The organism is Chitinimonas naiadis, from assembly GCF_054780835.1.
The window spans coordinates 1,763,424-1,781,189 of the sequence record NZ_BAAGVO010000004.1 but is presented as its reverse complement, the minus strand read 5'-3'; the positions used below and the strand labels follow the sequence as shown (position 1 = coordinate 1,781,189).

The window sequence follows — 17,766 nt, the reverse complement described above, 5'->3', positions numbered from 1 at the left end:
TGCAAGGGGGTAAAGTCCGGATGCGCGACGGTATCAGAACCTGCCGACTGTCAGGCCATGCCCAATCGCCACAAGGAGGTCACTTCCGCTGCACGCGCGGCATGCAGGGGATCGTCCGCATCGCTGGCCTTGGGGTGACGAGGCCGGATGTCGTGCTTCTCGATCACCTTCAGGCCCGCTTTAACAAAGGCCGCTTCCAGCTCGGCGCGGGACCGCAGGCCCAGGTGCTCGGCCAGGTCGGACAGGATCAGCCAGCCTTCGCCGTCCGGCGTCAGGTGTGATGCCAGGCCATTGAGAAAACCCAGCAGCATGCGGCTGTCCGGGTCGTAGACGGCGTATTCGATCGGTGAACTCGGCCTGGCCGGTACCCAGGGAGGGTTGCAGACGATCAAGGGAGCCCGTCCCTCGGGGAACAGGTCTACCTGCTGCAGCGTGACCTGCGAGGCGTAGCCCAACTGGCTCAGATTGTCCTGGGCGCAGGCCAGGGCGCGCGGGTCCTGGTCGGTTGCGACGATGCGTCGCACACCGCGACGGGCGAGGACGGCGGAGAGTACGCCGGTACCGGTACCGATATCGAACGCCAGTTCGGTGCCAGGCAGTGGCGCCTTGGCAACGAGTTCGATGTACTCGCCGCGGTTGGGTGAGAATACGCCGTGGTGGGCGTGGATACGACCACCCGTCTCAGGTATGTCCACCCCCTTCTTGCGCCATTCATGCGCACCGACCAGGCCCTGCAGTTCACGCAGTGACGTGACCGAGGCAACGCCGCTGTCTCCGTACGCCTCCTGGCAGGCTTGTCGCATATCCGGTGCCCGCTTGAGCGGGATGCCGTAGTCGGCATCGAGGGGGATCAGCAGCATGCCCAGGGTTCGGGCGCGTTGTGCCTGTGCCTGTCGATGCAGATTGAAGGCTTCGCTGGGCGAGGCGGCCTGCTTGCGCGGCTTGCGATCGGCACGGCGTGCCATGGCTTGCAGCAACTGCCGCGCGTTATGGAAGTCTCCCTGCCAGAGCAATGCCGTGCCTTCACAGGCCAAGCGGTAGGCATCGTCAGCCTTGAACTGGTCATCGGCCAGGATGACCCGCTTGGGCGGCGGGCTGGCAGCGATGGAGCGCCATAGCGTTTGATGCGGCTGGCCTTGGCCGTCGGTCCAGTTCAGGGTGGGGGTATCGGTCATACAAACAGTCTAGATGGTTGCCTGAGCAGGTGACTGCAGGCGGTGAAAGCGGGCTGCGGGACAACGGCTCAGGTGGCGATCAGCGGTTCCGGTAAGCACAGAAGCCCGGTCGCGGCCCGATCATGGGGTGATTGCGGCAAGTATTCGGCCGAGTCGCGTAGATGGTGCAGCGGCGGGTGTTGGCGTCGAGATAGCGACAATCGCCATTGGCCCGCCGTGTCAGCGTGAAGATGCTGTTCTTGAAGTTGAAGTGCGTGATCACGCCGGCTTTCATCAGCCGCTTGGCGATCTGCTTGGGCGGATCGACCTCGGCTTCGAACGCATCCACCAACTGCATGCGCATCAGGTCACCGAGCTTCACTTCTACCGGCATGGTGCAACACGTTGCCATGCAGCTCTCGCACAGGCCGTCGCGGTACTTGAGCCAGGTACCGGGCTTGTCCAGGTTGGAGAGATGGATCAGGGGCTTGTTCATGCTGCGGTTACGGCTCGGGTGGGCTAAGGCGTGATTATATCGGGCGTGCGGCCCCGTTCGCCTACCGTCTAGCCTTTTGCCTTGTCGAGGTCAGTCGGGCCGATAGGCACGGAGGAAAGCGTCGACCGCTCTTTGGGTGGTTTCCTTGATCTGGGCGGGTGTCACATCCAGCACGACGCACAGCAGCAGGACATCGTGCAGTTCCGATTCGAGCAGGGCGCGCAGATGCCAGGCGCTGACAAAACTGTCGGCCGGCCGTAGCTGACCCTTGTCCATCAACTTCTGCAGGAATTCCGCAACCATCGTCCAGCCGCGCTTGGGGCCGTGCTCGTACAGCAGGCGGCCCACATCGGATCGGACGGAGGAGGCAATCACCATGCGTCGCGTTGCAACCAGCGGTGGCGAGAAAACCACCTTCAGATAGTGCTGGCCAAAACGGTTGAGCACTTCTGGCAGGGCTTCGTCCTGCTTCAGGATGGTGAAGGCTTCCATCATGCCTTCCTCGGCCACGGCCATGACCGTGGCGACGAACAGCTCCTCCTTGGAGGAGAAGTAGTTGTAGAGCGTGGCCTTGGAGCCGCCGACGCGCTGCGAGATCTCGGCCATGGAAGCGTTCTCGAAGCCCACCTCGTGGAAGAGCTGGGTGGCGGTATCGATGATCGCCTTGCGGCGGGCCTCGCTTTTGGTACGCATCGGGTCTGCTGCTTTCGTCATGGTCAGAAGGGGCGGTGGCGCCGGCCGTCATTATCGGCGCAATGGGCGGCTGGCCCAAATCGGGCCGTTACAAATCGCATTAAGTTCAACCGTTCGTCGTTTAACTGAACTGTTCAGTTTAGTTTTGATTGACACCAAATATTTGTCAATGCAAAACTATACCGTACAGTTCAGTTATGAGTGAGTGAACATCATGCAAACCAGTGAACCCCTGCGTTCAGATTCCTCTCCGGCAGCCCATGCCGTGCCTGTGCGACGTACCGTCGTGATGGCATTGGCTGCGTTGACCCTGGGCGCTTGCGCCCAGTTGCCACAACTCTCGCCCAGCGCCGCACCTCGCCCGATAGCCGACTATGCTGGCGGCGAGGCCTTGCAGGATGGTCATGGCGCCTGGCCGCAGGACAGCTGGTGGTCCGCTTATGGCGATAGCCAGCTCGACAAGCTGATGGGCGAGGCATTGATCGGTTCGCCCAGCATGGCTGTCGCTCAGGCGCGGCTATTGCGGGCCGAAGGCGTGGCGCAGCAGCGTGACGCCAGCCTGTTGCCGAGCGTGAATGCGAATCTTTCCGCCAACAAGCAGAAGCAGAGTTACAACAATGGCGTACCGGCAGCGTTCGTGCCGCAGGGCTATCAGAATTATGGTCGCGGCACGCTGGATTTCAGTTATGAGTTCGACTTCTGGGGCAAGAACCGCGCCGCCCTGGCGGCTGCAACGTCCGATCTGGCTGCCGCCCAGGCCGATGCCGCCCAGGCTGCGCTGGCACTGACCACGAGCATTGCCGGTAGCTACGCCGATCTGGCACGCCTGCATGAAGAGCGTGATACCGCCGAGGCCGCCCTCAAGGTGCGGAGCGAGACTGCCAAATTGTTCCGCGAACGTTATCAGAACGGGTTGGAGACCCTGGGCAGCGTCAAGCAGGCCGAGGCCAAGCAGGCGAGCGCCGAATCCGATCTGCTGGGGGCGGACGAGTCGCTGGCGCTGACACGCAACCAGCTGGCGGCCTTGCTGGGGGCGGGCCCCGATCGCGGGCTGGGCATCACGCGGCCGAGCATCAAGCTGGCGCAAGCCAGCGGCCTGCCCAAGCAGATGCAGGCCAACCTGCTCGGTCGCCGGCCAGATGTGGTGGCGGCCCGGCTGCGGGCGGAAGCGGCGGCCAAGCGTATCGACGTTGCCCGTACCGCCTTCTATCCGAACGTGAACCTCAGTGCCTATGTCGGCGTGCAGTCGCTGGGTCTCAACATGCTGGGCAAGTCCGGTTCGGACATCGGCAGCTTTGGTCCGGCCATCTCGCTGCCCATCTTCAATACCGGTCGTTTGCAGGGCCAGTACCGCAGTGCCCGGGCGGACTATGACGAAGCCGTCGCCAACTACGACAGTACCGTTACCCAAGCCCTGCGTGATGTGGCCGATGTGGCAGTCAGCGAACGGGCCCTGAGTGAGCGCCTGGCGAGGAGCCAGGAGGCTGTCGATGCCGCTCGCGAGGCCTATCGCATTGTCCACAACCGCTATGAGGGCGGCTTGGCCAACCATCTGGAAGTGCTGACCGCCGAGGATGCCCTGCTGGGTAATCTGCGCGCCCTGGTGGCCATGCAGTCCCGCCTTTTCAGCCTCGATATCTCCCTGATCCGCGCCCTGGGCGGCGGATACCAGGTTACCCATTCTTGATCTTTTGGAGTGTGACGACATGTCCCATCGTGATGCAAACGTAGAAACCGCCGTTCAGACCGCCGATATCGAAGCGCCTGCCGGCAACCGCAAGAAACTGTTCCTGGCCCTGGCCGGCGTGGTCGCCATGGCGGGCCTGGCCTATGGCACCTACTGGCAGTTCATCGGCTCGCGCTATGTGAGTACCGACAATGCCTATACCGCGGCCGAAATCGCCCAGGTCACCCCGTCGGTGGGTGGTACGGTGCGCGAGGTCAAGGTGGTGGATACCCAGCACGTCAAGCAGGGCGAAGTACTGGTCGTGATCGACGATACCGATGCCAAGCTGGCGTTGGCGCAAGCCGAGGCTGAACTGGGTCGCGCCCAGCGCAAGGTGCGGGGTTACCAGGCCAATGACGAGGGACTCAGTGCCCAGGTCAATGCCCGCGCTGCCGATGAAAAGCAGGCTGCGGCGCAACTGGCGTCCGCCCAGGCGGATCTGGAACGAGCCGGCACCGACCTGCGCCGTCGCGAGGCTCTGGCCAAGTCCGGTTCGGTCTCGGGCGAGGAATTGAGCAATGCCCGTACGACCTTTGCGACGGCGTCCGCCAAGATGGAAGCAGCCCAGGCTGCCGTCGAACAAACCCGCGCCAACCGCGCTGCCGCCCTCGGCAATCAGCGCGCGAACGCGGTGCTGATCAGCGATACCACGGTCGATACCAACCCGGAGGTCGCACTGGCGCGCGCCAAGCGTGATCAGGCCCGGGTCGATCTGGCCCGCACCCTGCTGCGTGCGCCGGTCGATGGCGTGGTTGCCAAGCGCCAGGTGCAGATCGGTCAGCGCATCGCGGCCGGTGCCACCTTGCTGTCGGTCGTACCGGTGCAGAACGTGCACGTGGACGCAAACTTCAAGGAAGGCCAGTTGGGCAAGGTCAAACTGGGCCAGTCGGTCAGCCTGAAGGCGGACCTGTACGGCAGCTCGGTGGAGTACCACGGCACGGTGGTGGGTCTTTCCGGCGGGACGGGCTCGGCTTTCGCTATGATCCCGGCCCAGAACGCTACCGGCAACTGGATCAAGGTGGTCCAGCGCCTGCCGGTACGCATTGCCATCAATGCCGACGAACTGCAGGCCCGCCCGTTGCAAGTGGGCCTGTCGATGGAAGTCGAAGTCGATACCCACACCGAACCCGCCATCAAGACGGCATCGCGCTATTAAAAGGTGGCCAACATGGCTTCGGAATCCTCGAACGACATCCAGCTGTCGCCGCTGCAAGGCGGCCAGCTGGTGGCCGCCGGTCTCTTGCTGGCGGCCGCCAATTTCATCGCGGTGCTTGATACCACCATCGCCAACGTCTCGGTGCCCACCATCTCCGGTGCACTGGGTGCGTCGACGAGCCAGGGCACCTATGTCATCACCTCGTACGCGGTGGCGGAAGCGATCACCGTCCCCCTGACCGGCTGGCTGGCCGGGCGTTTTGGGGCCGTCAGGGTGTTTGTCACCTCCATGCTGATGTTCGGCCTGTTCTCCGCCCTGTGCGGCATGGCCAACTCGCTGGAGATGCTGGTGCTGTTCCGGGTGCTGCAAGGTTTGGCCGGCGGCCCGCTGATGCCCATGTCGCAGACCCTGTTGTTGCGGGTCTTCCCCAAGGAGAAGGCCGCTGCGGCGACCGGCCTCTGGGCCATGACCACGCTGATCGCCCCCATCATGGGGCCGATCCTGGGCGGAGTGATCTGCGACAACATGCACTGGTCGTTCATCTTCCTGATCAACGTGCCTGTCGCGGTGATGTGTGCCTGGCTGGGCTGGAAGATGCTCAAGCGCTACGAGACCAAGCTGGCCAAGGTCCGGATCGACGTCGTCGGCCTGACCCTGCTGATCGTCTGGGTCGGTGCGCTGCAACTGATGCTGGACGAAGGCAAGGACAAGGACTGGTTCAACTCGACCGAGATTGTCGTCCTGGCCGTCGTGGCGGCTGTCGGCTTTGCCGCCTTCATGATCTGGGAACTGACCGAAAAGCATCCGGTGGTGAACCTCCGCGTGTTCCGGCACCGGGGTTATTCGGCCAGTGTGCTGACCATCTGCCTCGCCTTTGGCGCCTTTTTCGGGGCGACGGTGCTGACCCCCCTGTGGCTGCAGAGCTATATGGGCTACACCTCGACCTGGGCGGGCTATACCACAGCGGTTTCGGGCATCCTGGCCGTGCTGGCGGCACCTGTCGCCGCCGGCATGACGGCCAAGTTCGATGCCCGACCGCTGGTGTTCTTCGGCGTGCTATGGCTCGGGGCGGTCACACTGTTCCGTACCGGCTCCAACCTCGACATGACGCAATGGCAGGTCGCCTTGCCGCTGCTGTTCCAGGGGCTGGGCATGCCGTTCTTCTTCGTGCCCTTGACCGGCCTTGCGCTGGCCAGCGTGAATGAGGAAGAAACCGCCTCGGCCGCAGGGTTGATGAGCTTCTGCCGGACGGTGTCGGGCGCCTTTGCCACCTCGCTCGTCAATACCTCCTGGGAGAGCAAGACCTCCTATAACCATGCCGAGCTTGCGGGCCTGGCCGACCGGACCGGGGAAGTCAGTACGCTGCTGGCACAGAACGGCTACAGCGCGGAACAGGCGCGTGGCACGGTAGAGCAGATGGTGCAGGCGCAGAGCGTCATGCTGGCGACCAACCAGATATTCCTGATTGCCGGCTGTGCCTTCGTGCTGGCGGCGGCAGCCATCTGGCTGGCACCGAAGCCGACACGGGTGGCCGATACCAGCGCTGCGCACTGACCGTCAGGCGGTGCAATCAAAAAAGCCCGGTCCTACAGGAACGGGCTTTTTCTATGCCGCCTTGGCGTGGCACTCGCTACACAGGCCATGGATGAACAGGCTGGCCCCCTGCAACCGGAAGCCGTGACTTGCGGCGATGCTGCGCTGGTGTTCGCTGATGGTGGGGTCGGTGAACTCGATCAGCCGTTCGCACCGTTGGCAGTGCAGGTGCCCGTTAGGGTCGGCGCGCCGCAGCGTGTACAGGGCGCGCTGCCTGCCCATCAGGTGCCGCTCCAGGAGGCCAATGCGGTTCAGCTCGGCAAAGGTGCGATAGATGGTGGCGAGGCTCAGGTCGTCGTCATGCCTGGACCAGCGGTGGTAGACATCCTCGGGCGAGAGATGGGTCTCTGCATCGAATAGCTGCAGGATGCGTACCCGCGGCAGCGTGGGGCGCAAATGATGGGCAGACAGGAGCGCGAGGACTTCCATGGACGCAGGCCAGAAAAATGCAAAAGCTGACAGGCTAGGCCTGCACACTTATTCGAGCATTAAGATGGCGGGTGTATTCATGGCCGGGCAACTATACCGGTGGCTCGAAACCCTCAGGAGAACACCCCATGCAGCCCCAGATGATTCTGGTCGCCGGTCCTTACCGGTCCGGCACCAATGACGACCCGATCAAGATCCAGCGCAATGTCGATGCCATGCTCGATGCCGCGCTGCAGCTGTTCCGGGCAGGCCACCTGCCGGTGATGGGGGAGTGGTATGCCTTGCCACTGATCGAGCATGCCGGCTCGACAGGGATAGGCGATCCGGTCTTCGATGAAATCTTCCATCCGGTCGCACGCCGCCTGGTGGCCAAGTGCGATGCCTGTCTGCGCATTGGCGGCCCATCTGCTGGGGCAGACGAGATGGTGGCGCTGGCCTTGTCGGCAGGGAAGCTGGTCTATCGTGGCATGGCGGAAGTGCCGGCCTGCGACGGCTGAGCAGCGCTACAGCATGTTGTGCAGGCGGATGGTGCTGCCGTCGGGCAGGGCCTGTATCTGTTTGAGTACATGGGCTGTGGCGGTGAAGTGTTCGCCGGCAGCCAGTAGCTTGAAGTTGTCCACCTCGTATTTCCCTTCGGCAAATACCGGCAGTACCTTGTAGCTGTAGCACTGGCCCTGGGCAGGTATCAGGCCGGCTTCATGCAGGGCTTCGATCAGGGGCGGCATGAACCATTCTTCGGTCTGTTCGCCACCCAGCAAGGCCTGGAAGGCGTCGACCGTGTCGGCCACCTGTGTGACCTCGGCCGTACCGGTGTTGAGCCAATACACTCCGCCCGACTGCTTCTCGAAGAACATGTCCCCCAGGCTGCTGAACAGCAGCGGGGAGAAGGGCTCATCCAGCAACCAGCCCCAGGCGGCCAACAGGTGCTGGATGGCGTCGTCGTCGGGAGTGCAGATCAGGTCGGACCAGGAAAGGGACATGGGCGATCAATACGGGGCGGTCGAGTCGGGCGCGCAGGATAACCGCAAATAGCATACCGGACGACCGCGCTCGTCGGTTTGCCTAGCCAGCTTGCTGGCCCCGATCCGCGCGCCAGGCCTGCCAGCCGTGCAGTACTACCGGTAGTACGGAGATCGCGACGATGCCCAGGCAGATCAGCGAGATATTCGCGCGGACCCAGTCAAAGCGGCCCAGCCAGTAGCCGGCCATGATCAACCCGACGCACCAGGTGATGCCACCGGTGATGTTGAACAGCAGGAAGCGGCGCGTATCCATGCCGGACAGGCCCGCGAGGAACGGTGCCAGCGTGCGGACGATGGGGACGAAGCGACCGACAAAGATCGTAAACCCGCCATAGCGCTCGAAGTAGTCATGGGTCTTGGCAAGATAGCGCTGCTTGACCCAGCCACGTGTGATCAATAACTGGCCGAAGCGTGAACGGCCTATGGCGTAGTTGCACGCGTCACCGGCGATGGCGGCGGCGGTGATCAGCAGCATCGGCACGATGGGCGAGGCGCCCACCACGCCGAGCAGCGCACCAGCCGTGAACAGCAGGGAGTCGCCAGGCAGGAAGGGCATGATGACCACGCCGGTCTCGACAAAGATCACACCAGCGATCAGCAGTGTGCCGAGCATCCAGTTGTCGGCCAGCAGTTGCAGCATCTGCTGCTCGTTGGTCAGTACTTGCCAGAGCGTGGTCAACATCAAGGGGCCTGCTTGCGGTGGGGCGTAAGGGACGGGATGCGGCGCAATGTCGCCGGTTGCGGCAGGCGAGTCAAGATTTTGCGGGTAGCTCTATCCTGGCTGGCGGTACGATCACGCCATCTGGGGCATCGACCAGGACGGCGTGGGCCGCCTTGAGGGCTGCCGGTAGTGCCTCGCTTTTCAGCCAGTTGTATTCTCTGAGGCGTGCAGCGCCGACGGGGTCCTGATCCACTGCTGCATTGGCCGGGTGGCAGGTCACCAGGCCCTGGTTCGGCGTATGCCGCATCCAGGCAGCCATCTGCTGGCCAAAATTCGTGTCCGATCGCATGGCATAGAGGCCGCCGTAGCCATGGTTATGACGCCAGCCCTCGACATGCAAGCGAGGTTCCTGCCGCTTGGCCCCCATCGCCCGCAGGCCGATCGCCTTGCTGGTCGAGTAAGGCAGGGTCAGGGGGCTGACAGCGCGGATCCACGGTTGGCGACCATATCGCCGGTCCAGCTCGGTGAGCACTACGTCCTCAAGGCCGGGAAAGACATGGATGTGTTGATGCCCATCGAGGAAGGCGGGCGGGGCCTGCATGATGTCTTCGTAGTCATCCAGCTGCTGCTGCAGGGTGGCGAGGGCAATGCGCCCATCCATCAACCCCAGACGGCAAGCCAGCATCAAGCGCCCGGTCGACATGCTGATGGCACCCGGAAACGCCTGGGTCAGGTTGTAGTGCAGTCCTGCCCGCTGCGCGAAGCCCGCCTCACGTAGTTTCGTGCCGTGCGCGGGCCATAATGGCGAGCCGGTAAAGCAGGCTGCGACACTGATCCTGCCATAGCTCAACAAGGTCAGGATGGCTTCGCTGACTGGTTCGTTCAGGGCGTAATCGTCGGCGCACAGTACCAGGCGCTTGGCAGGGCCGCGCTGCTGGGTGTCCTGTATCCGGGTGTAGATGTCCGACTGCGTCATGGCTTGCGACCGATACGATGTGTCCTGCCGCTTCCGGCAGGGGCTGGTTGATGATTCCGAGTGATTGGTCGCTTCTGGCGGCGAGGCCGCTCAAGTCATGTTGTAAGTGCTGGCCGGCAGAAAAGCCAAGCCTTTCTGGCGGAAGTCACCGTGCCCTTATCGGTATCCCCGTGCCTTCTTGCTTTGAGTGCCCTGCCACCCGGCGGTTCAATGTGTCACGCAGTGGACGAACTTGCTGGCGCCCTGGTGCATTGGCATTGCAAAGAGAACGTTCGTTCACCATAATCGACCCATGATCACCTTGCCAAGGTAGCTGCCTTCACTGGCCGTGGGGGCGCCGGAGCATGAACCGTACGCTGGAAGACCCTTACTACTACCTGCAGAACTTTCAGCGTGTGCTGGCCTGGATCGCCGAGCGCTATGACGACCTGCTGCTCGACGAAGAGCGCACCTTCCTCGCGGATTTTTCCAGGTTGCCCCGGCCCTCCCAGGCCTTACTGGTCCGCATGGTGATGCGCAAGGGCGAGCTGTTCCGCGCCAGCAAGCTCAACTACGCGGAGATTGGCGATGCCGCTGCAGCGGCCGAGGCTTTGCTGGCGGCAGGGTGGATCGAGGCCGATCCAGTGCTGGATGCGGTGCAGCTTGGCAAGCTCCTGACCAAGGCCGAACTCGATGTGGCACTGGGCGAGATGCTGGCGGCACAGGGGCTCAAGCTGGTGCGCAAGGGCGACATGCTGGCCGCGCTGGCGGCCGATCCGCCCGAGCCCCGACGCTACTCTGCCTGGCATACCGTCGGCGACGACCAGGTCTACCAGCTCAAGGTGATGCCGCTGTGCGAGCGCTTCCGCCTGATGTTCTTCGGCAACCTGCATCAGGACTGGTCGGAGTTCGTGCTGGCCGACTTGGGCATCTACCAGTATGAGCGGGTCGCCCTGGCGGCCGAAACGCGCGGCTTCCAGCAGCGCTGCGATATCGATACCTATCTGCATCTCAGCGATTGCCGGCGCCGTCTGCAAGAGGGAGAAGCGCTGCCAGCCGTACTGGCGGATATTCCCGTCGCGCCTTTGCCGAACGAATGGCTGGAAGCGCGCCGCAGCAAGCTTTTGCACGGCATCGCCCTGGCTCAGGAACGGCAGGGTGAGCTGGAGGCCGCGCTGAACCTCTATACCCGCAATCCCTATCCGGGTGCCCGAGCCCGTGCAGTCCGGGTCCTTGAGCGGCTGGAACGCCATGCAGACGCCCATGCGCTGGTAGTGGAGGCGATGGCGGCCCCAGAGAGCGAGCAGGAAGCACAGCAATTGCCGCGCGTCTTGCCCCGCCTGCGCCGCAAGCTGGGCTTGCCCAAGCCCGCAGCCAGGGCGGCATTGCCGCTGCAACGCCTGGACCTCTGCCTGCCCAGGCCGGAGGAGGGCTACTCTGTGGAGTTTATGGTGCGTGACCATCTGAGCGCAGACGATGCGCCGGTCCACTATGTCGAAAACACCCTGATCAACTCGCTGTTCGGTCTGCTGTGCTGGGAGGCGGTCTTTGCACCCTTGCCGGGGGCGTTTTTCCATCCATTCCACCGCGGCCCGGCCGATCTGCATAGCCCGGATTTCGTGACCCGCCGCACCGAACTGTTCGAGCGCTGCCTGGCACAGCTCGATGGCCCGCAATACCTCGCGACCATACGTCTTCACTACCGCGATAAATGGAACCTGCAGTCGCCGTTCGTGTTCTGGGGGCTACTCGACGAGGCGCTGCTGGAGCAGGCACTGGCCTGTCTGCCCCCGGCCCACCTGCGGCACTGGTTCCGCCGCATGCTGGCTGATCTGCCCGGCAATCGTTCCGGCTTGCCAGACCTGATCCAGTTCTACCCGCAAACGGGTGCTTATCGATTGATCGAAGTGAAGGGGCCGGGTGACCGCTTGCAGGACAATCAGTTGCGCTGGCTGGACTACTGCCTGGCGCACGATATCCCGGTCTGCGTCTGCTATGTGCAGTGGGCGGAGGCGCAGGGGTGAGCTATACGGTCGCGGTAAGGGCCCTGTGCGAGTTCACTGCCAAGCGCGGAGACCTGGACCTGCGCTTTACACCGGCGCCCACCGCCCAGGAGGGCATGACTGGGCACCAGATGGTGGCCTTGCGCCGGGCCGGCGGCTACCAGGCCGAGATCAGTCTGAGTGGCGAGTATGAACAGCTCACCGTCCGCGGGCGGGCGGATGGCTATGATCCGGCGCAGAACCAGCTGGAAGAGATCAAGACCTATCGGGGCGACCTCAAGCGCATGCCGGACAACCATCGGCAACTGCACTGGGCCCAGGCCTGTATCTACGGCTGGCTACTCTGCCAGCAGCGTGGCCTGAGCAATATCAAGGTGGCGCTGGTGTATTTCAACGTGGTCAGTCAGAAGGAGACGGTACTCAGCGAGGCGTATTCGGCCGAGGAGTTGCAGCATTTTTTTGTCGTGCAGTGTCAGCGCTTCCTCATCTGGGCAAAGCAGGAGCTGAGCCACCGTGCGGTGCGGGACGAGGCGCTGGCAGGTTTGCCGTTTCCTTACGCCGGTTTCCGGCCCGGCCAGCGGCAATTGGCTGAGTCCGTCTACAAGGCCGCCAGCCTGGGGCGTTGCCTGATGGCGGAAGCACCGACCGGTATCGGCAAGACGGTGGGGACGCTGTTCCCGCTGCTCAAGGCCTTGCCGGCCCAGCAACTGGACAAGGTCTGCTTTCTGGCGGCGAAGACGCCGGGCCGGCGGCTGGCACTCGATGCACTGGCGCTGATCCGCGATCAAACGCCGCGGCCTCCGTTGCGGGTGCTGGAACTGGTCGCACGTGACAAGGCCTGCGAGCATCCGGACAAGGAATGCCATGGCGAATCCTGTCCCTTGGCCCAAGGCTTCTACGACCGCTTGCCCGAAGCCCGGCAAGCGGCGGTTGCCCAGAGCGAGATGCTGGATCAGCAGACCCTGCGGCAGATTGCATTGGCCCATCAGGTCTGCCCCTACTACCTGAGTCAGGATCTGGCTCGCTGGGCCGATGTGGTGGTCGGGGACTACAACTACTACTTCGACATGGGGGCGCTGCTGTACGGTCTGGCGCTACTGAACCAGTGGCGCATGAGCGTACTGGTGGACGAGGCCCACAACCTGGTGGAGCGGGCGCGCAAGATGTATTCGGCCGAGCTGGACCAGCCCGCACTCAAGGCGGCGCGCAAGGTTGCCCCGCCCAAGCTGAAGCGGGTGCTCGACAAGGTCAACCGTGCCTGGGATGAGCTCAATCGCGACCAGGTCGAGCACTATCAGGTCTATCCGGCTGCACCGGAAAAGCTGTTGTCGACCCTGCAACAGGCCGGCAACGTGATCACCGATTACCTGACCGAACACCCGACGGGCATGGACCCGGCCTTGCAGCGCTTCTATTTCGACGCCCTGCATTTCGGGCGCTTGGCCGAGCTGCTGGACCAGCACTCCCTGTTCGATGTGACGCTGATCGACCCTCCGGGGCGTCGTACGGGCAGTAAGCCACTCGGGTCGGTACTGTGTTGCCGCAATGTGATACCTGCGCCTTTCCTCAAGCCACGCTTTGAGGATGCGCATGCCGCCGTACTGTTCTCCGCCACACTGAGCCCCTGGAACTACTACGCCGATATCCTGGGCCTGCCCGAGGACGTCGCCTGGATGGAGGCGGAGTCGCCCTTCCGGGCCGAGCAGCTGGTGGTCCACCTGGCCGGCAATATCTCCACCCGCTACCAGCATCGCGATGCCTCGCTCACGCCGATCAGCGAGTTGATGGCGAATCAGTACCAGGCGGCGCCGGGCAACTACCTGGCGTTCTTCAGCAGCTACGACTACCTGCACCGTGTGTTGAGCGTATTCCGCGAGCGCTACCCGGAGATACCCATCTGGGAGCAGGCTCGCAATATGGAAGAGGTCGAACGGGAGCGCTTCCTGGCCCGCTTCACGAACGATAGTCGTGGCATTGGCTTTGCGGTGCTGGGCGGCTCCTTCGGCGAGGGTATCGACCTGCCGGGCAGCCGCCTGATCGGCGCTTTTGTCGCCACCCTGGGTCTACCGCAGATCAATCCGGTGAACGAGCAGATCCGGCAGCGCATGCAGGCCTGCTTTGGTGCCGGCTATGACTACACCTACCTGTACCCGGGCCTGCAGAAGGTGGTACAGGCCGCCGGCCGGGTGATACGCACCCAGCAGGATCAGGGCGTGGTGCACCTGATTGACGACCGTTTCGCGCGGCAGGAAGTCAGGGACCTGCTGCCGCGCTGGTGGGCGGTGGCGGATCACTAGCCGGAGACTGGCCAGCGATGGGCTATTCGAGCGCCAGCATGATCAGGTCCAGTGCAGCCTGCTCCTGTGGGCTGATCTTGCTGCCCAGGCCCAGCAGCTTGCCACCCGATGCGCCGGCAATGGCGGTCGCCAGCCGGAACAGGCGCTGCTTGGCTTCCTGCGCTTTGCCGGCATCCAGATGCTGCTCAAGCAAGGCAGCGCCATCATTGACCATGCTGGCCATATTGAGGACGGCCGCTGCGGTGGTTTCTTCCGAGTCGATATGGCTCAGTACCGAACCCAGGTAGCGTTCCATATTGAGGTTCGCCTCGGCCAGCGCCAAGGCGCTCATGGCCCCCAGCAGACCTTCTACCTCGCTGAGTGCGGCCAGTTCGGCGGTGAAGACGTCGAACTCCTTGCGATCAATCTCACCGTCGATGCCACCAACCATCAGAAACAGCACGGCCGGGATCAGGCTGAGCAAGGCCAGCTCGGCGTGGCTCGGGCCATGTCCTTCGGCAACCTCGCCGACGCCGGCCTGATGCTTTACGGCCGCGGTGTAGAACTCGCGCCATGCCGCCTCATCCAGAGCAGGGCAGCGCAGGTGGTCCTCGCTTAGCCACTGCGCCCGATCACCCAGCAGGTCGACCAGTTTGTCGAAGGGGATCAGGATAGGTGCTTCGTCTGCGTCGGCATGCAATGGCAGACCGACCAGGTCGGCCTTGGCCCATAGCAGGCAGGCGTGGCCGGGGCGGTAGAAAACTGCGCGCCGACGTACACCCGCCGGTGTATTGGCAACCAGCAGCTCGGGACGGCTGAGCTGATGGCTTTCCGGGAAATTGAACTGCAGGACTTTCTCGAACCAGACCGGCGCGATGCGGGCCGGGTCTAGCAGCAACAGGGGGCGAAGACGTGGTCCGGCCACGAACTCCCGCTCCATGGTCACCATGCGGACCTGCTCCTGCGCGTGCTGCAGGTAAGGGCTCAGTACGGACTTCAGCGACTCGCGCACCTGGGCGCGTATCCAGTCGTCGTTATAGCTGTCGCGAAATGCCGCGACATCGAGCGGCGTACCGCCAGCCAGGCTCAGACGGGCCTGGGCGATCTGCGCAAAATTGATCGCCAGCGCAAAGGCGAGCTTGTAGTCGGCCGGGGCTGAACCCGCCAGGATGCGGATACTGAGCCGGCCACTCTCTAGTTCGACTTCGGTCGCACGGATGCTGCTGCCTTGCCGATACCAGTGGCTGATGCCGGCCGCCCAGGGGCCAGATGCCGGAAAGCCGGGTTCGACGCAGCGCAATTGTTCGATCTTGAGACGTTGCAGTACCTGGTGTATCGGCCAGACATGCGAGCCCTCGATCATGACTTCCAGACTCATTACTTCTCCTCTTGGTCTTGGTATTGGGTCCGGAGAGCTGACCAATTCGCCCGCCTGACCTTGCAGCCCGCGCAGTGTAACGGAGGAGAAACGAGGGGGATTCCACAGCGGACCGAGGGTCAGAAACTGTTGCATCCGTGTCGTTCTGGCGAGGGTGCATCGCGCGGATGAGCAGGGGCCGCAGGCCCCGTCAGGCAAGGTACGCAGGCCTTACGCCAGGTCCCAGGTCGGGCCGAAGCCCGGGTTCACCAGGCGCTGGTTTTTGGGCAAGGCCGCAATCAAGCGGCGGTCCTCGTCATCCAGTTGCAGGTGCAGTGCATCCAGGTTCGCCTGCTGGCTCTCTTTGCGCCGGGCTTTGGGAATGGCGGCGACGCCCTCCTGGTCCAGCAGCCATTTGAGTGCGACCTGTGCCGGCTGGGCGCCGTGCTTGGCCGCGATGCGTGCGAGGTCGGGGTGGTCCGCCAGCTTTCCCTGCGCCAGCGGGCAGTACGCGACCACAGGTACGCCGTGGCTTGCCAGATACGCCCTTACCGGAGTCTGGTCGAGCAGCAGGTGGTATTCGATCTGGTTGCAGGCGATGGGTGCGCCGATCTGCTCGATCACGCTGCGCAGCAGCGGCACGGTGAAGTTGCAGACGCCAACGGCGCGCACCAACCCTTGCTCCCTGAGCCGCAACAGGGTCTCGAAAATGGCCGGCAGGTCCATATCGGGGCTGGGCCAATGCACGAGAAAGAGATCGACGTAATCCAGGCGCAGCTTTTTCAGGCTGGTGGCCAATGCACGCTGGATGGCAGCCGGAGCCAATTGGTCGTGCCAGACCTTGGTGGTGATATGCAGCTCGTGGCGAGGAAGGCCTGCCTCGGTCAGCGTGGCGCCGATCTCCGCCTCGTTGTCGTACATGGTGGCGGTGTCGATGTGCCGGTAACCCAGTTCCAGTGCGCTCTCCAGGCTGCTACGGCAGATATCGCCCTCAAGCTTGAACGTGCCAAGGCCCAGTTTGGGCAGGCGTATGCCTTGGGTATCGAGGTAATCCATGCGTATGCTCCCTGTTTCAGTTCGACCGTGGTGGACGGGGACTGAACCGGATCATAGTGCGGTCATGCACTCGGCAGAAGCCACGATGTTGCCTCCACCTGTCACCGTAAGGACACTATGCCGCGCATCGGCCTGATTTCCGACACCCACGGCCTGCTCAGGCCGGAAGCACTGACCGAATTGCAGGGCTGCGACTACCTGATCCACGCCGGTGATATCGGTAAGCCCGAGATACTGGCCGCCCTTGCTGCCATCGCACCACTGACGGCGGTGCGGGGTAACAACGACCACGGTGACTGGGCCGACGCCCTGGCCGAACGGGTCGAGTTGCGGGTCGAAGGTGTGGGTATACACGTGCTGCATGATCTGGCCGAGCTGGATGCGCCGGGCCTATCGGCGGATGTGCAGGTCATCGTCAGCGGGCATTCGCACAAGCCCCTGATCATCGAGCGGGAAGGGCGGCTGCTGATCAACCCCGGCAGTGCCGGCCCACGCCGATTCTCGCTACCCGTCTCGGTCGCGGAGCTGCTGATCGTCGAAGGCCGGATGAGCGCACGGATCGTGAACCTTGTTCTGGCCTGATTCAGGCGCGTACCAGCAACTGTATCAGGCTGGCGGCACTGTCATCGAGTCGCTCGCGATTACCATAGACCCGCTCCATGACGGCTAGTCCACGCGTATAGGTCACGATCAACCGGGCTGCCGCCGTCGGCGGTAGCGCCAGGTTGGCGGTATGGCCTGCCAATTGTTCGGCGATGGTGGCCTCCAGTCGGTCGAGTCTTTCCTGTACGGCCGTATGCAGACGCTGGTCGCCGGCGTCCAGATCGGTGGCGGTCTTGGTCGTGAGGCAGCCGTGCGAGGGCTGGCCCGCCGTCATGGTATCGACCGTCAGTTTGAAGAAGGCGGTCAGGGCCGCCCGCAGGTCCGCGGTCTCGAACGCCGTCCGGGTATCCGCCAGGAAACGTGTCGAATACTGCTCATAGGCACGCAGGAACAAGGCTTCCTTGTCGCGATAGGCATTGTAGAGCGAGCCGCGCTGCACGCCGGTCGCCTGTGCCAGGTCCAGCATGGACGTTGCCCGGTAACCCTTTTCCCAAAACAGTGCCAGCGCCTTCTTCAGGGTGGCTTCCTCGTCGAACTGCCGCACGCCGGCCATTGTTTTGCTCCAAATATATTTGACAGTGCTGTC

The 17,766-nt window shown here is 63.4% G+C and carries 17 protein-coding genes; 7 read left to right on the top strand and 10 right to left on the bottom strand.

The window, feature by feature from the left end; genetic code table 11:
• Positions 1 to 50: 50 nt before the first annotated feature.
• The 3 genes from ACYVHK_RS14625 to ACYVHK_RS14615 all read right to left on the bottom strand — a co-directional run bounded on the left by ACYVHK_RS14625 (position 51) and on the right by ACYVHK_RS14615 (position 2,343).
• Positions 51 to 1,175: a class I SAM-dependent methyltransferase gene (locus ACYVHK_RS14625; protein ID WP_460533464.1), complete on the bottom strand. Its 1,125-nt coding sequence runs from the start codon at positions 1,173 to 1,175 to the stop codon at positions 51 to 53.
• A gap of 79 nt (positions 1,176 to 1,254) precedes the next feature.
• Positions 1,255 to 1,650, bottom strand: a complete 396-nt coding sequence (locus ACYVHK_RS14620; protein WP_460533461.1) for a YkgJ family cysteine cluster protein — start codon at positions 1,648 to 1,650, stop codon at positions 1,255 to 1,257.
• Positions 1,651 to 1,740: 90 nt separating this feature from the next.
• On the bottom strand, positions 1,741 to 2,343 hold the full coding sequence (locus ACYVHK_RS14615) for a TetR/AcrR family transcriptional regulator (protein ID WP_460533458.1): 603 nt from the start codon (positions 2,341 to 2,343) through the stop codon (positions 1,741 to 1,743).
• Between the two features lie 214 nt (positions 2,344 to 2,557).
• Here ACYVHK_RS14615 and ACYVHK_RS14610 point away from each other — a divergent pair, with 214 nt between their 5' ends.
• Genes ACYVHK_RS14610 through ACYVHK_RS14600 form a run of 3 tightly spaced genes read left to right on the top strand, consistent with a single transcriptional unit; the run spans position 2,558 to position 6,779 of the window.
• A complete protein-coding gene (locus ACYVHK_RS14610) occupies positions 2,558 to 4,030 on the top strand; it encodes an outer membrane factor lipoprotein domain-containing protein (RefSeq protein ID WP_460533455.1) in 1,473 nt (490 codons plus the stop codon).
• A 19-nt stretch (positions 4,031 to 4,049) separates the two neighbouring features.
• Entirely contained in the window at positions 4,050 to 5,225 is a 1,176-nt protein-coding gene (locus ACYVHK_RS14605; protein ID WP_460533452.1) for an HlyD family efflux transporter periplasmic adaptor subunit, read from the top strand.
• A gap of 12 nt (positions 5,226 to 5,237) precedes the next feature.
• Positions 5,238 to 6,779, top strand: coding sequence for an efflux MFS transporter permease (locus ACYVHK_RS14600; protein WP_460533449.1), 1,542 nt, complete (start codon positions 5,238 to 5,240; stop codon positions 6,777 to 6,779).
• 51 nt (positions 6,780 to 6,830) lie between these two features.
• Here ACYVHK_RS14600 and ACYVHK_RS14595 read toward each other — a convergent pair whose 3' ends face one another.
• Positions 6,831 to 7,247, bottom strand: a complete 417-nt coding sequence (locus ACYVHK_RS14595) for a Fur family transcriptional regulator (RefSeq protein WP_460533446.1) — start codon at positions 7,245 to 7,247, stop codon at positions 6,831 to 6,833.
• A gap of 128 nt (positions 7,248 to 7,375) precedes the next feature.
• Here ACYVHK_RS14595 and ACYVHK_RS14590 point away from each other — a divergent pair, with 128 nt between their 5' ends.
• The gene (locus tag ACYVHK_RS14590; protein WP_460533443.1) at positions 7,376 to 7,744 is read left to right on the top strand and encodes a DUF4406 domain-containing protein; all 369 of its coding nucleotides are present in this window, start codon (positions 7,376 to 7,378) and stop codon (positions 7,742 to 7,744) included.
• A gap of 6 nt (positions 7,745 to 7,750) precedes the next feature.
• Here the strand turns inward: ACYVHK_RS14590 and ACYVHK_RS14585 are convergent, their stop codons facing one another.
• The 3 genes from ACYVHK_RS14585 to ACYVHK_RS14575 all read right to left on the bottom strand — a co-directional run bounded on the left by ACYVHK_RS14585 (position 7,751) and on the right by ACYVHK_RS14575 (position 9,906).
• Positions 7,751 to 8,227 carry a T6SS immunity protein Tdi1 domain-containing protein gene (locus ACYVHK_RS14585; protein ID WP_460533440.1) on the bottom strand — a complete coding sequence of 159 codons (477 nt, stop codon included), beginning with the start codon at positions 8,225 to 8,227 and terminating at the stop codon, positions 7,751 to 7,753.
• A gap of 82 nt (positions 8,228 to 8,309) precedes the next feature.
• Positions 8,310 to 8,951 carry an SNARE-associated domain-containing protein gene (locus ACYVHK_RS14580; protein WP_460533437.1) on the bottom strand — a complete coding sequence of 214 codons (642 nt, stop codon included), beginning with the start codon at positions 8,949 to 8,951 and terminating at the stop codon, positions 8,310 to 8,312.
• A gap of 70 nt (positions 8,952 to 9,021) precedes the next feature.
• Positions 9,022 to 9,906 (bottom strand): ChbG/HpnK family deacetylase, encoded by an 885-nt coding sequence (locus ACYVHK_RS14575; RefSeq protein ID WP_460533433.1) that lies wholly within the window; start codon positions 9,904 to 9,906, stop codon positions 9,022 to 9,024.
• A gap of 344 nt (positions 9,907 to 10,250) precedes the next feature.
• Between ACYVHK_RS14575 and ACYVHK_RS14570 the strand changes: the two genes are divergently transcribed.
• Both ACYVHK_RS14570 and ACYVHK_RS14565 read left to right on the top strand, forming a co-directional pair.
• The gene (locus ACYVHK_RS14570) at positions 10,251 to 11,909 is read left to right on the top strand and encodes a PDDEXK family nuclease (protein ID WP_460533430.1); all 1,659 of its coding nucleotides are present in this window, start codon (positions 10,251 to 10,253) and stop codon (positions 11,907 to 11,909) included.
• Positions 11,906 to 14,185, top strand: a complete 2,280-nt coding sequence (locus tag ACYVHK_RS14565; RefSeq protein ID WP_460533427.1) for an ATP-dependent DNA helicase — start codon at positions 11,906 to 11,908, stop codon at positions 14,183 to 14,185. Before ACYVHK_RS14570 ends, ACYVHK_RS14565 begins: the two co-directional genes overlap by 4 nt.
• Positions 14,186 to 14,207: 22 nt before the next feature.
• On the opposite strand, the gene ACYVHK_RS14560 is transcribed toward ACYVHK_RS14565, so the two are convergent.
• Positions 14,208 to 15,542, bottom strand: coding sequence for a hypothetical protein (locus ACYVHK_RS14560; RefSeq protein ID WP_460533424.1), 1,335 nt, complete (start codon positions 15,540 to 15,542; stop codon positions 14,208 to 14,210).
• A gap of 210 nt (positions 15,543 to 15,752) precedes the next feature.
• Positions 15,753 to 16,577, bottom strand: a complete 825-nt coding sequence (locus tag ACYVHK_RS14555) for an aldo/keto reductase (RefSeq protein ID WP_460533421.1) — start codon at positions 16,575 to 16,577, stop codon at positions 15,753 to 15,755.
• Between the two features lie 117 nt (positions 16,578 to 16,694).
• Here ACYVHK_RS14555 and ACYVHK_RS14550 point away from each other — a divergent pair, with 117 nt between their 5' ends.
• Positions 16,695 to 17,159, top strand: coding sequence for a metallophosphoesterase family protein (locus ACYVHK_RS14550; RefSeq protein ID WP_460533418.1), 465 nt, complete (start codon positions 16,695 to 16,697; stop codon positions 17,157 to 17,159).
• Between the two features lies 1 nt (position 17,160).
• Here the strand turns inward: ACYVHK_RS14550 and ACYVHK_RS14545 are convergent, their stop codons facing one another.
• Complete coding sequence (locus ACYVHK_RS14545; protein WP_460533415.1) at positions 17,161 to 17,733, bottom strand: TetR/AcrR family transcriptional regulator; 573 nt, start codon at positions 17,731 to 17,733, stop codon at positions 17,161 to 17,163.
• Positions 17,734 to 17,766 lie beyond the last annotated feature (33 nt).

Excerpts from the sequence above, each read along its gene's own strand:
- ACYVHK_RS14625 (WP_460533464.1), bottom strand. The coding sequence starts at position 1,175 with ATGACCGATACCCCCACCCTGAACTGGACCGACGGCCAAGGCCAGCCG.
- ACYVHK_RS14620 (WP_460533461.1), bottom strand. The coding sequence starts at position 1,650 with ATGAACAAGCCCCTGATCCATCTCTCCAACCTGGACAAGCCCGGTACC.
- ACYVHK_RS14615 (WP_460533458.1), bottom strand. The coding sequence starts at position 2,343 with ATGCGTACCAAAAGCGAGGCCCGCCGCAAGGCGATCATCGATACCGCC.
- ACYVHK_RS14610 (WP_460533455.1), top strand. The coding sequence starts at position 2,558 with ATGCAAACCAGTGAACCCCTGCGTTCAGATTCCTCTCCGGCAGCCCAT.
- ACYVHK_RS14605 (WP_460533452.1), top strand. The coding sequence starts at position 4,050 with ATGTCCCATCGTGATGCAAACGTAGAAACCGCCGTTCAGACCGCCGAT.
- ACYVHK_RS14600 (WP_460533449.1), top strand. The coding sequence starts at position 5,238 with ATGGCTTCGGAATCCTCGAACGACATCCAGCTGTCGCCGCTGCAAGGC.
- ACYVHK_RS14595 (WP_460533446.1), bottom strand. The coding sequence starts at position 7,247 with ATGGAAGTCCTCGCGCTCCTGTCTGCCCATCATTTGCGCCCCACGCTG.
- ACYVHK_RS14590 (WP_460533443.1), top strand. The coding sequence starts at position 7,376 with ATGCAGCCCCAGATGATTCTGGTCGCCGGTCCTTACCGGTCCGGCACC.
- ACYVHK_RS14585 (WP_460533440.1), bottom strand. The coding sequence starts at position 8,227 with ATGTCCCTTTCCTGGTCCGACCTGATCTGCACTCCCGACGACGACGCC.
- ACYVHK_RS14580 (WP_460533437.1), bottom strand. The coding sequence starts at position 8,951 with ATGTTGACCACGCTCTGGCAAGTACTGACCAACGAGCAGCAGATGCTG.
- ACYVHK_RS14575 (WP_460533433.1), bottom strand. The coding sequence starts at position 9,906 with ATGACGCAGTCGGACATCTACACCCGGATACAGGACACCCAGCAGCGC.
- ACYVHK_RS14570 (WP_460533430.1), top strand. The coding sequence starts at position 10,251 with ATGAACCGTACGCTGGAAGACCCTTACTACTACCTGCAGAACTTTCAG.
- ACYVHK_RS14560 (WP_460533424.1), bottom strand. The coding sequence starts at position 15,542 with ATGAGTCTGGAAGTCATGATCGAGGGCTCGCATGTCTGGCCGATACAC.
- ACYVHK_RS14555 (WP_460533421.1), bottom strand. The coding sequence starts at position 16,577 with ATGGATTACCTCGATACCCAAGGCATACGCCTGCCCAAACTGGGCCTT.
- ACYVHK_RS14550 (WP_460533418.1), top strand. The coding sequence starts at position 16,695 with ATGCCGCGCATCGGCCTGATTTCCGACACCCACGGCCTGCTCAGGCCG.
- ACYVHK_RS14545 (WP_460533415.1), bottom strand. The coding sequence starts at position 17,733 with ATGGCCGGCGTGCGGCAGTTCGACGAGGAAGCCACCCTGAAGAAGGCG.